The organism is Glacieibacterium sp., from assembly GCF_965200405.1.
Taxonomy (GTDB): Bacteria; Pseudomonadota; Alphaproteobacteria; order Sphingomonadales; family Sphingomonadaceae; genus Glacieibacterium.
The window spans coordinates 1515877-1529760 of the sequence record NZ_OZ241356.1 but is presented as its reverse complement, the minus strand read 5'-3'; the positions used below and the strand labels follow the sequence as shown (position 1 = coordinate 1529760).

14 protein-coding genes are annotated in these 13884 nt (G+C 66.9%); 7 read left to right on the top strand and 7 right to left on the bottom strand.

Annotated elements, in window-relative coordinates:
• Positions 1-12: 12 nt before the first annotated feature.
• The 4 genes from ACOFKW_RS07045 to dld are packed head-to-tail and all read right to left on the bottom strand — an operon-like array spanning position 13 to position 4326.
• Entirely contained in the window at positions 13-1068 is a 1056-nt protein-coding gene (locus ACOFKW_RS07045; RefSeq protein ID WP_419816612.1) for an AI-2E family transporter, read from the bottom strand.
• Positions 1065-2438 (bottom strand): glutamate--cysteine ligase, encoded by a 1374-nt coding sequence (locus ACOFKW_RS07040; protein ID WP_419816611.1) that lies wholly within the window; start codon positions 2436-2438, stop codon positions 1065-1067. Before ACOFKW_RS07040 ends, ACOFKW_RS07045 begins: the two co-directional genes overlap by 4 nt.
• 9 nt (positions 2439-2447) lie before the next feature.
• The gene (locus ACOFKW_RS07035; protein WP_419816610.1) at positions 2448-2627 is read right to left on the bottom strand and encodes a hypothetical protein; all 180 of its coding nucleotides are present in this window, start codon (positions 2625-2627) and stop codon (positions 2448-2450) included.
• A gap of 19 nt (positions 2628-2646) precedes the next feature.
• On the bottom strand, positions 2647-4326 hold the full coding sequence (dld, locus tag ACOFKW_RS07030; protein WP_419816895.1) for a D-lactate dehydrogenase: 1680 nt from the start codon (positions 4324-4326) through the stop codon (positions 2647-2649).
• Between the two features lie 280 nt (positions 4327-4606).
• Here dld and ACOFKW_RS07025 point away from each other — a divergent pair, with 280 nt between their 5' ends.
• The 7 genes from ACOFKW_RS07025 (at position 4607) to ACOFKW_RS06995 (ending at position 11150) form a co-directional block, all read left to right on the top strand.
• A complete protein-coding gene (locus ACOFKW_RS07025) occupies positions 4607-5251 on the top strand; it encodes a cysteine hydrolase family protein (RefSeq protein WP_419816609.1) in 645 nt (214 codons plus the stop codon).
• Between the two features lie 196 nt (positions 5252-5447).
• Positions 5448-6473 (top strand): ThuA domain-containing protein, encoded by a 1026-nt coding sequence (locus ACOFKW_RS07020; RefSeq protein WP_419816608.1) that lies wholly within the window; start codon positions 5448-5450, stop codon positions 6471-6473.
• Positions 6474-6508: 35 nt separating this feature from the next.
• On the top strand, positions 6509-7507 hold the full coding sequence (locus tag ACOFKW_RS07015; protein WP_419816607.1) for a ThuA domain-containing protein: 999 nt from the start codon (positions 6509-6511) through the stop codon (positions 7505-7507).
• A gap of 4 nt (positions 7508-7511) precedes the next feature.
• Positions 7512-8033 carry a GlcG/HbpS family heme-binding protein gene (locus ACOFKW_RS07010; RefSeq protein ID WP_419816606.1) on the top strand — a complete coding sequence of 174 codons (522 nt, stop codon included), beginning with the start codon at positions 7512-7514 and terminating at the stop codon, positions 8031-8033.
• Between the two features lie 33 nt (positions 8034-8066).
• Positions 8067-9104 (top strand): hypothetical protein, encoded by a 1038-nt coding sequence (locus ACOFKW_RS07005; RefSeq protein ID WP_419816605.1) that lies wholly within the window; start codon positions 8067-8069, stop codon positions 9102-9104.
• Positions 9104-10168, top strand: coding sequence for a peptidyl-alpha-hydroxyglycine alpha-amidating lyase family protein (locus ACOFKW_RS07000; RefSeq protein WP_419816604.1), 1065 nt, complete (start codon positions 9104-9106; stop codon positions 10166-10168). Before ACOFKW_RS07005 ends, ACOFKW_RS07000 begins: the two co-directional genes overlap by 1 nt.
• A 4-nt stretch (positions 10169-10172) precedes the next feature.
• Entirely contained in the window at positions 10173-11150 is a 978-nt protein-coding gene (locus ACOFKW_RS06995) for a VOC family protein (RefSeq protein WP_419816603.1), read from the top strand.
• Between the two features lie 12 nt (positions 11151-11162).
• Here the strand turns inward: ACOFKW_RS06995 and ACOFKW_RS06990 are convergent, their stop codons facing one another.
• The 3 genes from ACOFKW_RS06990 to ACOFKW_RS06980 are packed head-to-tail and all read right to left on the bottom strand — an operon-like array spanning position 11163 to position 13713.
• Positions 11163-12044 (bottom strand): 2-hydroxy-3-oxopropionate reductase, encoded by an 882-nt coding sequence (locus ACOFKW_RS06990; protein ID WP_419816602.1) that lies wholly within the window; start codon positions 12042-12044, stop codon positions 11163-11165.
• On the bottom strand, positions 12041-12847 hold the full coding sequence (otnI, locus tag ACOFKW_RS06985; protein ID WP_419816601.1) for a 2-oxo-tetronate isomerase: 807 nt from the start codon (positions 12845-12847) through the stop codon (positions 12041-12043). The genes ACOFKW_RS06990 and otnI overlap by 4 nt, the downstream gene beginning before the upstream one ends.
• Entirely contained in the window at positions 12847-13713 is an 867-nt protein-coding gene (locus ACOFKW_RS06980) for a kinase (RefSeq protein WP_419816894.1), read from the bottom strand. Before ACOFKW_RS06980 ends, otnI begins: the two co-directional genes overlap by 1 nt.
• Positions 13714-13884 lie beyond the last annotated feature (171 nt).

Here is a 13884-nt window from a genome sequence, read left to right as displayed (position 1 = left end):
CGCGACGCGAGTTCAGCCCTTGCCGGTCAGCGGCTCGTCGTCGTTGAGATACAGGCGCCGCACCAGCACCAGCGCCACCACCGTCAGCGGCGTTGCCAGCAGCACACCGACCGGGCCGAGCAGGATGCCGGCGGCGATCAGCCCGAAGATGGTCAGGGCGGGTGGCAGGTCGACCATCTTGTTCTGGAGCAGCGGCATGACGAGGTTGCCCTGCAGCTGCTGGACGCCGATCAGCACGACCAGTGTCCAGACGCCGGTCTCGGTCCCCTGCGAGAAGCCGAGGATGGTGGCGGGGATGACGGCGACGAAGGTGCCGAGATACGGCACGAACTCGGCCAGTCCGGCGACGAGGCCGATCGCCAGGGCCGCCGGGACGCCGACGATGGCGAGGCCGATGCTGGTGCCGATGCCGACGAAGATCATGCCCAGCGCCTGTCCCTTGAGCCACCCGCGGAGCGAGGCGGCGATGGCCTCGAACGTCTCGATGCTGCGGGCCTGGGCCTTGGCCGGGATCAGGCGGATCAGGCCGCCACCGTACAGGCCGGGCTGTGCCGCGAGATACAGCCCGCCGACGATGACCACCGCCAGCCCGGACAGGATGCCGCCGCCGATCGCCAGGGCGTTGGTCAGCAGCGTCACGATGTTCTGGCTGCTCGGCGCGAACTCATGCGCGCGGGCCAGCGCCAGCGCACCCATTTCCGACTGCTGGAGGCGCAGCTGGACCGCCGACCATGCTGCAGGCAGCCGCTGGATCAGCTCCGAGAACTGCGCCGTCATCGCCGCGCCGAAGAACCAGAACGCGCCGCCCAGCACCGCCGCGATCAGCAGCACCGCCAGCGTCAGTGCCGCGCCATAGGGCATCTTGATCCGCCGCCGGATCAGGTTGGTGATCGTCACCAGGATCAGCGCGGTCAGGGCGCAGGCGAACAGCAGCAGCAGCAGGTCGACCAGCCGCCACATCAGATACGCGGCGGTGGTCGTCGCCAGCACGATGACCGTCGCCTTGAAGATGCGGCGGCCGGAGCTGCGCTCGGCGCGTGGGTCGGCCGGGTAGAGAGTCTCGGTCAATAGCTTTCCTCTGCGTAGACCGCCGCGACGTCGCCGTTCCAGCGGCCATGATATGCAGCCAGCATCCGGTCGGCGTTGGTCAGCCCGCTGGCGGCGATCTCGTGCAGCGGGCCCAGGAAACCCTGCTCGCTGTCGCCGGCGCCATTGAGGCGGGCGCGCGAGGCGAGGCCTGCATCGGCGATCTTGAGGACCTCCTTGGCGAGGTCCTGCAGCGTGCCGCCGTTGGGACTGGCGGCGTTCAGGGCGAGCCTGGGGACCTCGGCGCGCAGGCGGTCGTGATCGGCGTTGGTCCAATGCTTGCACAGGTCCCAGGCGGCGTTGAGCGCGCTGTCGTCGTACAACAGCCCGACCCACAGCGCCGGCAGCGCGCAGATCCGGTCCCAACGCCCGCCGTCGGCACCGCGCATCTCCAGATAGCCCTTCATCCGGACCTCCGGGAAAGCCGTCGACAGATGGTCCTTCCAGTCGGACAGCCGCGGCGTCTCGCCGGGCAGCACGGACAGCTTGCCCGCCAGGAAGTCGCGGAAGCTCAGGCCGGCCGCGTCGATATACTTGCCGTCGCGGTAGACGAAGTACATCGGCACATCGAGCGCGTAGTCGGCATAGCGTTCGAAGCCGAAGCCGTCCTCGAAGACGAAAGGCAGCGTGCCGGTGCGGTGCGGGTCAGTGTCGGTCCAGATGTGGCTGCGGAAGCTGCGGAAGCCGTTGGGCTTGCCCTCGGTGAACGGCGAATTGGCGAACAGCGCGGTCGCCAGCGGCTGCAAGGCCATCGAAGCGCGGAACTTCAGCGCCATGTCGGCCTCCGACGCATAGTCGAGGTTGGTCTGGATGGTGCAGGTCCGCAGCATCATGTCGAGGCCGAGGTTGCCGACGCGCGGCATGTGCGCCCGCATGATCTCGTAGCGGCCCTTCGGCATCACCGGCAGCTCGGCGCGGGTCTTGTCGGGCCAGAAGCCGAGGCCGAGGAAGCCCAGGCCGAGCCGGTCGCCGATCTCCTGGCACTGCTTCAGGTGGCGGTTCGACTCGGCGCAGGTGTCGTGGATCGACTCCAGCGGCGCGCCCGACAGTTCGAACTGGCCCGCCGGCTCGAGGCTGATCGCGCCGTCGGCACCCTTGAGCGCGATGACCTTGCCGCCTTCCAGCACCGGCTCCCAGCCATAGCCCTCCATCTCCTTGAGCAGGTCGCGGATGCCGCCGGGCTCGTCGTAGCTCGGGGCGCGATGATCGGCGGTGCGGTAGACGAATTTCTCATGCTCGGTGCCGATGCGCCAGTCGGCAGCCGGCCGGGCGCCGCGCTCGAACACCGAGATCAGCTGATCGCGGCCTTCGATCGGGGCTTCGTCGCCAAGTTCGCTCAGGTGATTGCTCATGCCGCCGCTCTAGCCGCGCCGGAACGACGGCGCAATTGAGCGCGACTTGGAACCGCGCTCACCGCCGGCGCGGTAGATAGACATCGTCGAACTCACCGCAATCTGCCCCGCAACGCGGTTCACCATCGACCCGCCGAGCCGGGCCAACGCGCCGCCGGCCGGATCGGGCGCAGCGCTCGTGCCGTTCACCTGTGCGGGCGGCGGAGTTTTACTGCCAGTGCGCCTGTTTCGAAGTCTGGCCGATACCTGGATTGAGGCAGTTGCACGGGTCCAGCTCCTTGTAGAACTCGACCAGGTTCGGCTTGGCTGGATACAGGTGCCCGACATTGTGCTCGGCTGGATATTCGGCGCCGCGATCGTCGAGGAGCGCCCACATCGCATGCTCCAGCGCCAGCGGATCGACGCCTTTGCGGACGATATAGTCCTGGTGGAAGACGTGGCAGAAGAAGTGCCCGTAATAGAGTTTGTGGCTGATGCCGGCCTCGACTTCGGGTGGCAGGGTTTCGAACCAGGCCTGGTCGTCGCGGCGCAGCGCGATGTCGAGCGCGACGATCTCCTCGACCTCGGCGGCGTGGATGGTGCGGTAGCGGACCGCCGCACCGGCCGCAGCGAAGCGGTGCAGGAACGCCGCCTCCGCCTCGACCGGCGTGCAGGCGTAGTAATCGGCATCGGCCGGACCCAGACGGGCGTCGAGCAGGTCGCGCAGTGCGCCGGCATCGGCCGCCGACACCCTGACCACCAGATGATGTTCGAACCGGTCGCGAAACTCGAGCATCCGCGGCGGCAGGTGGGAGGGCGCGACGCGGCTGGCAAGCTGCAGGACGCGGTCGCTCAGCGCCCGAATGCCGATCTTGCGCGCCATCGCATCGACCTTGTCCTTGAGGCGGAACAGCGTCGGCAGCTTGTCGGTGCCCAGGCGCCGGATCGCCAGGAAGGTGTCCTTGCCGTAGCGCTCGGTCAGGTTGAAGGCGTCGCGGTGCATGTATTCGCCGGCGATCGGCAGCGGCTGGTTGCTGCGCAGCATGCCGCGGCGGATCGCGGTCAGGTCGGCGGTGTCGTTGGTGCCGATGTAGAACACCGACGTCTCGGCCTCCCGCGGGAATGTATCGAGCCGGACGGCGAACAGCACCATCCTGCCGGCCGAGCCCGATGCCTCGAACAACCGGCTGGGGTCGGCGTTGAAGCGCGCCGGGGTTGCTGCATCGACGTCCCGGACGTGTGCGGCATAGTCGTTGTCCGACGCCCGCGCGCCGCTGTCGACGACGTCCGTCGCGGCGTAATCCTGGTTCTCCAGCCGGGTCAGTATCTCCTCGGGCGCGTCGCCGAGCTGGACGCCGAGGTGATTGACCAGTTCCAGCGTGCCGTCGGCGCGGGCGCGGGCGAACAACGCCATCTCGGTGAACGCCGGGCCGCGGCGGACCAGCGCGCCGCCGGAATTGTTGCTGATCCCGCCGAGCACCGAAGCGCCGATGCACGACGAGCCGATCACCGAATGCGGCTCGCGACCCAGCGGCTTGAGCAGCCTTTCGAGCTGGTTGAGCGTCGCGCCGGGCAGGCAGATGACCTGCTTGCCGTCCTGGATCAGTTGGACCTTGGCCATCCGCAGCGTGCTGACGATGACGATATCGCGGTCATAGTCGTTGCCATCGGGGGTCGAGCCGCCGGTCAGGCCGGTATTGCTGGCCTGCATGATGAGGATCTGGCCGGCCGCGACGACCAGGCTGGTAACGCGCCACATCTCAACCAGTGAGCCCGGGCAGACCACGGCCAGGACGCGGCCGCCGCCAAATCGATAGCCCATCCGGTAAGATCGCGTCGCAGCGTCGCTGGTATGAACCTGACGACTACCGACGACGTCCTTCAATGCAGTGACCAGTTCGGCGCGCATCGCCGTAACATCCACCTCGATCGCAGCATGCTGGTTCATTGCAGATACTCTCATCGGGTGAACGGCGAGATCGAGAAGAACTGTCGCAACCCGTTGTACGAGCTCGCCAGATGCAACACGCCCCCTTGGCCGTCAATGTTTCTCCGGTGCTTGTTCTCACGCGTCGGTCGCGCTGCCTTGGGACGTGACACAGGCTTTGATCTCGGGCTATGTGGGCGCCGACGGCTTGCCGGATCCCTAGAAAATCCGCGCACGTCCGCAGTTCCTTGGGAGATGAAACGTGGATCCGAAGAAGACAGCGCTGGTTCTGATCGAGTATCAGAACGACTTCACCACCGAAGGCGGCACGCTGCATGAAGCCGTCAAGCCGGTCATGGACAGCACCAACATGCTCGCCAACACGATCGAGACGGTTGCCCGGGCACGCGAACTCGGCGCGACCATCGTGCTGGTGCCGATCACCTTTGCCGAGGGCTATGGCGAGCTGCGCGACGAGCCTTATGGCATCCTGAAGGCCGTCGTCGATTCGAAGTCGTTCATCAAGGGTGGCTGGGGCGCCCAGATCGTCGATTCGCTCAAGCCGCAGGCCGGCGACATCGTCATCGAGGGCAAGCGCGGGCTTTGCGGGTTCGAGAGCACCAACCTCGACTTCGTCCTGCGCAGCCGCGGCATCACCGATATCGCGCTCGGCGGCTTCCTGACCAATTGCTGCGTCGAATCGACGATGCGGGTGGGCTATGAGAAAGGCTATAGCGTCGTCACGCTGACCGATTGCACCGCCACCGTCAGTTCGGAAGAGCAGTCCTTTGCCGTCGCAAAGAACTTCCCGATGTTCTCGCGCCCGATGACCCATGAACAATGGCTCGGCGAGCTCAGCGGCGAGTCCACGACCGAAGTGAAATCGCGCGGCTACGAAACCGTCTGAACGCCAGTCCAGACGACAGGAAAAGGGCTCCGCGAAAGCGGGGCCCTTTTCTTTGTCCGCGCCCGGTCGCGACAGATGGACGGGTGGGACCAAGCTTTTACCAGGAATGAGAATTGCGGCGCACCGGCGATTGCCTTTGGCGTCGATTGGTGACACGACTCGGGCAAGAGCAAAATAGCTTACCGGGGAGATGCGAATGACCAGCAACAATGGTGATGGCGCCGACAAGAGCTTGTCGCGGCGCGCGATGTTCGGGCGCATGGCAGCAGCCGCAACCGTCGCCGGCACCCTGCCTCTGATCGCCAATGCCCAGCCCGCTGCGCGGCCGGCGCCGGCCCCGGCCCCGCCGCCACAGGCGATGAAGCAGGGCGGCAACGGTCCGATCCGCGTGCTGTTCATCAGCTCGTTCCATCCGTTCGACCGCGAGAACCTGTTCCTGGCGCTCGATTCGATGGGCGACGACATCACCTGGACGCATGTCGAGCACCCGGCGGCGGAGCTGTTCTATGATCCACGCGCCGCGAAGAAGTTCGACGTCTACCTGTTCTACGACGCCTTTGCCGGCCGCGAGACCAAGCCCAACAGCCGCGACTTCGTCGACACCGTGCCGACCGCGGAGATGCAGGCCAACCTCAAGCAGCTGATGCAGAACGGCGACAAGGGCTTCGTCTTCTTCCATCACGCGCTCGCGTCATGGACCCACACCTGGCCCGCCGGCGTCAACGGCTCCAACGCCTATGTCGAGATGATGGGCGGCGCCGCCGACTGGGGGACGCCGCTCAAGAACATTCGCGGCAAGGACTATCCGGCTTCCGGCTACCGCCAGGGCACCGAGCAGTTCGTCAGCGTCGTCGACAAGACGCACCCGATCACCCAAGGCCTGGGCGACGGCTTCGACATCGTCGACGAGACCTATCTGTGCCCGATGTTCGAGGATTCGGTGCACTGCCTGTTGCGCACCGACTTCGTGCCGACCGCCGACAAGTTCCAGCATGCTCCCGGCAGCACGCATGTCGGCCCCGGCCATGTTCCCGGCAGCACCATGAGCGCCTGGGTCAAGACCGCCGAGCGCTCGCCGATCGTCTATATCCAGCACGGCCATGACGTCGTCGCCTGGGTCAATCCGAAATGGCGCCTGCTGATGAGCAACGCGATCAAATGGGCCGCGTCGCCGGAATCCAAGGCCTGGGCCCACGCCAATCCAAAGCGGATCTTCGTCTAGCACTCGTTCGGCACGCAGGTATCAGGGGACGCAACATGTCGAAGATCGACTCGGACAAGCTATCGCGCCGCAGTCTGTTCGGTCGGGCAGTGGGCGCCGCCTCGGTCGTCGCGGCATTGCCCCTGATCGGCGCGCAGGCCCAGCCGGCGCCCGGCCCGCCCGCCGCACCCGCCGTACCGCCGCCTGCGACACGCCCGATGCCGCAGGGTGGCACCGGCCCGATCAAGGTGCTGTTCATCACCAAGTCGCACCCGTTCGACCGGGAGAACCTGTTCCTGACGCTCGACTCGATGGGCAAGGACATCACCTGGACGCACGTCGAGCATCCTGCCGCACAGGCGTTCTTCGACCCCAAGCTGGCCGCCGGCTATGACGTGTTCCTGTTCTACGACGCCTTTGCCGGCCGCGACGAGCTGGCGCCCGGCCCGGACGGCAAGCGCAACTTCACCTTCCATCCGCCGTCACCCAAGCTTCGCGCCGACTTCAAGCAGCTGCTGCGCAACGGCGACAAGGGCTTCGTCTTCTTCCACCACGCGCTGTCGTCGTGGAATCACACCTGGCCCGAATACGTCGAGGTCATGGGCGGTGCATCCGACTGGGACGTCCCGCTGAAGAACATCCGCGGCAAGAACTACCCCCAGTCCGGCTATCACGCCGGCGTCAGCGAGCACATCACCGTCGTCGACAAGGCGCACCCGATCACGCAGGGCCTGGGCGACGGCTTCGACATCGTCGACGAGACCTACCTTTCGCCGATGTTCGAGGATTCGGTCCATGCGCTGCTGCGCACCGACTTCAAGCCGGTCGCCGAGAATTTCCGGCCGGAACAGGCCGGGCATCCGGCGGGCAGTAACATGACCGCCTGGGTCAAGACCGCGGAGCGTTCGCCGATCGTCTATATCCAGCACGGTCATGACAACCGGGCCTGGACCAATCCGTCGTTCCGGACGCTGATGACCAACGCGATCAAATGGTCGGCATCGCCCGATTCCAAGACCTGGGCACACGCCAATCCCAAGAAGATATTCTCCTGACACCATGCGCGCCGGGCTCCTCATCCTCGCGATCGGAGCCTGGGCCGGAGCGACGGATGCTTCGGCGCAGGACGCAGCGCCGAAGCCCTGGGAGATCGTCCCGGCCCCGGCGATCCCGCCCGACCGGCTGATACCGCTCGACCAGGCGCTGGCCGCGGTCCGGACCGCGCAGGCGGCGTGTCTGCTCAAGAATTCGCCGACGACGGTCCAGGTCGTCGACCTCAACGGCAACATCAAGGTCCTGCTGTCGGCGGATGGGGCGCGCGGCAACTCCTTCGAAGCGGCGCGGCGCAAGGCCTACACCGTGCTGAAGAAGGGCATGGCGTCGAGCGCTTTCGCCAGGAGCATCGGATCACCGCCGCCCAACTCGCTGATCGAGAACGATTCCAGCCTGCGCGCGTCGGGGGGCGGCGTGCCGATCGTCAGGAACGGCACGATCATCGGGGCGCTGGCCGTCTCCGGGCCGACCGGGCAGGTCGACGACGAGGCCTGCGCGCTCGCCGGGCTGGCGGAGTTCAAATTCTAGCGGGACGACGGGCGCAACTTAGGGGAGGCTGGTTTGAAACGCTGTCTGAAGTCGGGACTGGCAGCGATCTGCCTGTCGACCGGCGTTCCCGCGGCCGCACAGGTCGCCGCGACCGCGCCCAACGTCCCGGTGCTGCCGTACAAGGCGGTCCCCGGCTTTTTCAAGATTCCCGCCGGCGAGTTCATGGGAGAGGCGCAGGGCATCGCCACCAACTCCCGCGGTGACATATTTATCTTCTTTCGCGGCAACCCGGGCGGCCGGCTGTGGCAGTTCGACAAGCTCGGCAATTTCGTCCGCGAGATCGGCAAGGGTTATTACGGCTTCCAGTTCCCGCATGCCGTACGCGTCGATGCGCAGGATAATGTCTGGACCGTCGACGAGGGCACCAACGTCGTCACCAAGTTCAACCCCGACGGCAGCCGCATCCTGATGGTGCTCGGCCACCGTCCGCCGGTCACCGCCGGGCTGGTCGCGACCCGGCGCGGACCCAATCCGCCGGACGAGAAATATACGTTCTGCCGACCGTCGGACGTCGCCTGGGACCCGCAGGGCAACATCTTCGTGGCGGACGGCTATTGCAACAACCGGGTAGTCAAATACGACCGAGACGGACGCTTCGTCGGCAAGTTCGGCGGCTCGGCAGCGGGCAGCGGCCAGGGCGAGTTCAACCTGCCGCACGGCCTGCAGGTCGACCGCTCGGGCAATGTCTATGTCGCCGACCGCGGCAACGCGCGCTATGTCGTGCTCGACAACGACCTGCGCTGGAAGGCGGCGTACACCAACGTCGGCACGGCCTGGACCGACTGCATCTCGCAGGGGCCACACCAGTATCTGTTCGCCTCCAACTCCAACCCGAACGGCAACGCGCCCGGCACCTGGGAGCGCACCGGCCAGATCTACAAGCTCGAGCTCGACGGCACGGTGGTCGGCAAGTTCGGCTATGCCGGCAAGGAGGCGCCGGGTTTCCAGGTCGTCCACGCCATCGATTGCCGCAACCCCGACGAGCTTTTCGTCGGCGAGATCGAATCGTGGCGAGCGCAGAAGTTCGTGCTCCAGGGGGCTGGCAAGTGATGATGACCGGTCGAACGCCCGCGCTGCGGTGCCTGCTGCTCGCGGCCGCTGCGATGCTGTCCGCGGCGGCGCTGGCCCAGGCCCCCGCTCCGACGCTGAAGTTCACTGCGGTCGAGCCGCTGAAGATGCCGCCGGACACCTATTTCGGCGAGGTCGCCGGGGTTGCGACCAGCTCCAGGGGCCATGTCTTCATCTACATGCGGACCGGCGATCCGACCGCGACGCTGGGCGGCGCGCGGGCGTTTGCGCACAATGGCGCGGCGTTGATGGAGTTCGATGCCGCGGGCAAGTTCGTCCGCGAGATCGGCAAGGGGGCCTATGGCTTCCTGTCAGCGCAGCAGGTCAGGGTCGATGCGCAGGACAATGTCTGGGCGGTCGATGCCTATAGCGGCATGGTCATCAAATTCGATCCGACCGGCAGCCGCATCCTTTTGCTGCTGGGGCGCAAGCCTGAGGATATCAGCGTTCCCGAAGGCCCGCCCCGGCCGCCCCGCGCCGGCAGCCTGCCCGGCGCCGGAGCCCCGCAGGACCTGTTCGCTGCACCGGCCGACGTCTCTTGGGATGCGGCGGGCAACATCTACGTTGCGGACGGCGTCGGCACCAACACCCGCATCGCCAAGTTCGACAAGGCCGGCGTCTTCCTCAAGTCCTGGGGCAGCACCGGCAGCGGCGACGGTCAGTTCGCCGACGTCCATTCGATCGCGATCGATGCCGCCGGCAACGTCTATGTCGCCGACGCCGGCAACAAGCGCATCCAGGTCTTCGACGGCGACGGCGCTTTCAAGCGCTCGATCACCGGCGTCGGCGCACCGGCGGCGCTGTGCCTGACCAAGGGGCCGCGTCCGACGCTGTTCAGCTCCAACTCCAACCCGGTCGACGATCTCGATACCGGCGGCGAAATCTACCAGCTCGACCTGGACGGGCGGATCGTCGGCAGGTTCGGCCGGGCGGGCAAGCGGCCCGGCGAATTCGGCACGGTCAACGCCATCGACTGCCGCACCGCCGGCCAGCTCTACGTCGGCGAGGTCGGCAACTACCGCGTCCAGAAACTGACCCTGCGATGAGGCGGTGAAGCGGCTCCTGCTGGTCGCGCTTGGAGCCTGGGCTTGGGCCGGTGCAGGCGGCGCCGCGGCGGCGGATCTGCCGGCGCCGCGCTTTCATCACATCCACCTCAACGCGCGCGATCCCGAAGCCGCCATCGCCTTCTACATCAAGGCGTTCCCGACCACATCGCGGGTGAGCTGGCAGGGCAAGCCGGCGCTGTCCTCGCCCGACGACGTGCTGATCGTCTTCGACAAGGTCGCCTCGCCGCCCAAGGCCGATCCGGAGCAGACGGCCTATTGGCACTTCGGCTGGAACGTCGTCGATGCCCGGGCCAGCCTGGCCACCTTCAAGGACCGGCTCGTGCCGTTCTACACCGGCGACGGCGGCGGTTTCGTCGGCATCAGCAGCGACACCTACCCCTACCCGCCCGGCGTCCCCGGCCGCACCCGCGCTCAGCTCGCCGAGGCCCAAGCTCAAAACCTCCAGCCGCGCCGCGTCGGGGGCAACGGCTATATCGCCGGACCGGACAAGGCGGTGATCGAGTTCACCGGCAACGCGCCCGCCGAGCGCATCGATCACGTCCACATGTGGCAGGAGGAGCCGCTGTGTGCCCAGGCCTGGTACACCCGCCACCTCGACGCGACCCCGCGGCGCGGCATCGTCCCGCCCACCGAAGCCGACTGCCGGATGCCGCGCGGCGCCGATCGGTCATGGCCGTCGCTGAACCCGGAAGGCACCTACCGCTCGCCGACCGGTGGCGTCAGCTTCAGCGGCGTGGCGATGAACTGGTATCCGAACCAGACCGGGCGGCGGCTGGTTTCGACCCGCGGCCACCTGATCGATCATGTCGGCCTGAGTGTCACCGACCTCGACGCCTGGATCGCCCGGTTCAAGCGCGAGGGGGTGCCGATCCTGAAACGCATCTACCGGATCGGCAGCGCCCGCGCCGTGATGATCGAAGGCCCCAGCCACGAGGCGATCGAACTGGTCGAGGCGCGCTAGGCCCCGCCAGCCTCAGGCGACGTCGTGGTTGGCGAGCCGCTCGAGCGCAGTGACCATCGCCGAATGGTCCTTGTTGCCGTCGCCGTGGGCGGCACATGAATTGAACAGCTCCTGTGCAGTCGCCGTGTTGGGCAGCGACAGGCCGAGCGACCGCGCACTCGACAGGGCGAGGCTGAGGTCCTTGCGGTGCAGGTCGATGCGGAAGCCGGGATTGAAGGTCCGGGCGATCATCCGCTCGCCGTGCACTTCGAGGATCCGCGACGAGGCAAAGCCGCCCATCAATGCGGCGCGCACCTTGGCCGGATCGGCACCGGCCTTGGAGGCGAACAACAGGCCCTCGGCGACCGCTTCGATGTTCAACGCGACGATGATCTGATTGGCGACCTTGGTGATCTGGCCGGCGCCGACATCGCCGACATGGGTGATGTTCTTGCCCATCGCCTCGAACAGCGGCTGCGCCCGCGCGACATCCTCGACCGTGCCGCCGATCATGATGGTCAGCGCGGCGTTCTTGGCACCGACCTCGCCGCCCGACACCGGCGCGTCGACATAGCCGCCGCCCTGCTTCGCCACGCGCTCGGCGAAGCGCTGGGTGGCGATCGGGTCGATCGAGCTCATGTCGATGACCAGCTTGCCGCTCAGGTCGCCGGTGGCGAGGCCGTTGGCGCCGAACAGTGCCGCCTCGACGTCGGGCGTATCGGGCAGCATCAGGATGATGACCTCGACCGCCGCGGCGATCTCGGCATAGCTGGTGCCGACCGTCGCGCCGCCGTCGACCAGCTCGGCCGGCGGGTCGCTGCGGTGGCGGTGCAGGACCAGTTCATGCCCCGCTGCCTGCAGGTGGCCTGCCATTGGCCGGCCCATGATGCCCGTTCCGATAAAGCCGATCTTCATGCTGCTTCTCCTGAATGGCCGGTGCCCAGCCATGGTGTCGCCCAGCCAAGGCCGGCGACGGTGTTGCCCGCCGGGCGGTATTCGCAGCCGATCCAGCCCTGGTACCCCAGCGCATCGATCTTCGGCAGCAGCCAGGCGTAATTGATCTCGCCGGTGCCGGGCTCGTTGCGGCCCGGATTGTCGGCGAGCTGGATGTGCCCGATCCGCGGCAGCAGGCGCTCGATCGCCCGCGCCAGGTCGCCCTCCATGATCTGCATGTGGTAAATGTCGTACTGGAACAGGACGTTGTCCCGACCGACACGGTCGATGACGGCCAGCGCCGCGGCCGAGCCGTCGACGATGAAGCCGGGCATGTCGACACGGCTGTTGATCGCTTCGACGAAGATCGTGATGCCGTGCGGCGCTGCAGCGTCGGCGACATAGCCCAGGTTGGCTACCAGCGTGTCGAGGCAGGCGGCATGATCGGCGCTCGCCGGCTTGATCCCCGCCATCAGGTGGATGTTGGCGCAGCCCAAGGCGCGAGCGTATTCGATCGCCTGGTCGATGCCCTTGCGGCATTCCTCGACCCGGTCTGGATGACCGCCGATGCCGCGCTCGCCTGCCGCCCAGTCGCCGGGGGGCGCGTTGAACAGCACCTGGGTCAGGCCATGCTCGTCGAGGGCGGCGCGGATGCGCTCCGCCGGCTCCTCATAGGGGAACAAATATTCGACGCCCTTGAAGCCTGCGGCCGCAGCCGCCCCGAAGCGCTCCATGAACGGCAGTTCGGTAAACATCATCGACAGATTTGCGGCGAGCTTGATCATCAATTCTCCTGTGTCTCTGGAATGTCGCCGCCTTGTAGCGGTTCGCGCGACGACACGCTGACCGGCGCGCGGTTTTCCGCCAGCTGGATGGTCAGGTCGGCGCGCTCCGGCATCTCTGCCAGGATGTGCCGCGTCAGGCGCTCGTAATGCTGGATGAAACGGCCGATCTGCGCATCGGTCATCACGCCGGGCGCCGACGCACCGACATAATCGCGCAGCGCGTGTTCCTGCTCGATCCGCCACGCCCTAACGATGTCGAAGCCCGGCGCGGCGAGGATGATCAGATAGTCCAGCCGCGCGAACAGCGCCTGATAATCGCCGGCAAGCGCCTGGTTCACATAGGTCCGCCAAACCGCCTGCGGGTCCTCGTCGCGTTCCAGCGCATTGACCGGTTCGAGAAGCGCGGACGGTTCCTCCGGCCGGGCGCCGACGCACCAGCCTTCGAGGATCACCACGTCGGTGCCCGCATCGGCGGTGCTCCATTCGGAACGCGGCACACGGTCGTCGCGCGACTTGTCGAAGCGCGGCAGCTCGGCAGCTTCGCCTCGGTCGAGCGCGGCGATCGCGTCGAGGCCGAGGAACACGTCATGGGTGCCCGGCACGCCGCGGGTTCGCAGCAGCGGGTGAATATCGCGTCCCAGCATCTCGCGCGCCGCCCGGGTCATGTAGAGGTCGTCGATCGACAGCACTGCGGTCTCGATCCCGCTCGCTCCCAGCCGCGTCGCCAGGCCGTTTGCCAGCGTCGATTTCCCGCTGCCCTGGGCCCCGCACAGGCCGAGCACGAACGGTCGCCGCTCGGTACGCGCCAGGGCCTGCTGGATAGCCGCCTCCGCCGCATCGAGCGTCGGCCAATCACCCTCGTGCATCGCCACGCTATCCTTCGACGTCGGCTTTTCGACCGACACCATGCCGGACTCCAATCCATCTAGCAGCAGATTCAACTATTATCACCCATGCCGCAATGAATAGCCGGAGACTTGGCAGATGCACAGCAATGTAGACACAGGATAGTCGCGATGCCAAACGTCCCCGATAAT

What these genes read in the sequence shown, in the direction of transcription:
- ACOFKW_RS07040 (WP_419816611.1), bottom strand. Translation starts at nt 2,438, where the DNA reads ATGAGCAATCACCTGAGCGAACTTGGCGACGAAGCCCCGATCGAAGGC.
- dld (WP_419816895.1), bottom strand. Translation starts at nt 4,326, where the DNA reads ATGCGCGCCGAACTGGTCACTGCATTGAAGGACGTCGTCGGTAGTCGT.
- ACOFKW_RS07020 (WP_419816608.1), top strand. Translation starts at nt 5,448, where the DNA reads ATGACCAGCAACAATGGTGATGGCGCCGACAAGAGCTTGTCGCGGCGC.
- ACOFKW_RS07015 (WP_419816607.1), top strand. Translation starts at nt 6,509, where the DNA reads ATGTCGAAGATCGACTCGGACAAGCTATCGCGCCGCAGTCTGTTCGGT.
- ACOFKW_RS07010 (WP_419816606.1), top strand. Translation starts at nt 7,512, where the DNA reads ATGCGCGCCGGGCTCCTCATCCTCGCGATCGGAGCCTGGGCCGGAGCG.
- ACOFKW_RS07000 (WP_419816604.1), top strand. Translation starts at nt 9,104, where the DNA reads ATGATGACCGGTCGAACGCCCGCGCTGCGGTGCCTGCTGCTCGCGGCC.
- ACOFKW_RS06990 (WP_419816602.1), bottom strand. Translation starts at nt 12,044, where the DNA reads ATGAAGATCGGCTTTATCGGAACGGGCATCATGGGCCGGCCAATGGCA.
- otnI (WP_419816601.1), bottom strand. Translation starts at nt 12,847, where the DNA reads ATGATCAAGCTCGCCGCAAATCTGTCGATGATGTTTACCGAACTGCCG.
- ACOFKW_RS06980 (WP_419816894.1), bottom strand. Translation starts at nt 13,713, where the DNA reads ATGCACGAGGGTGATTGGCCGACGCTCGATGCGGCGGAGGCGGCTATC.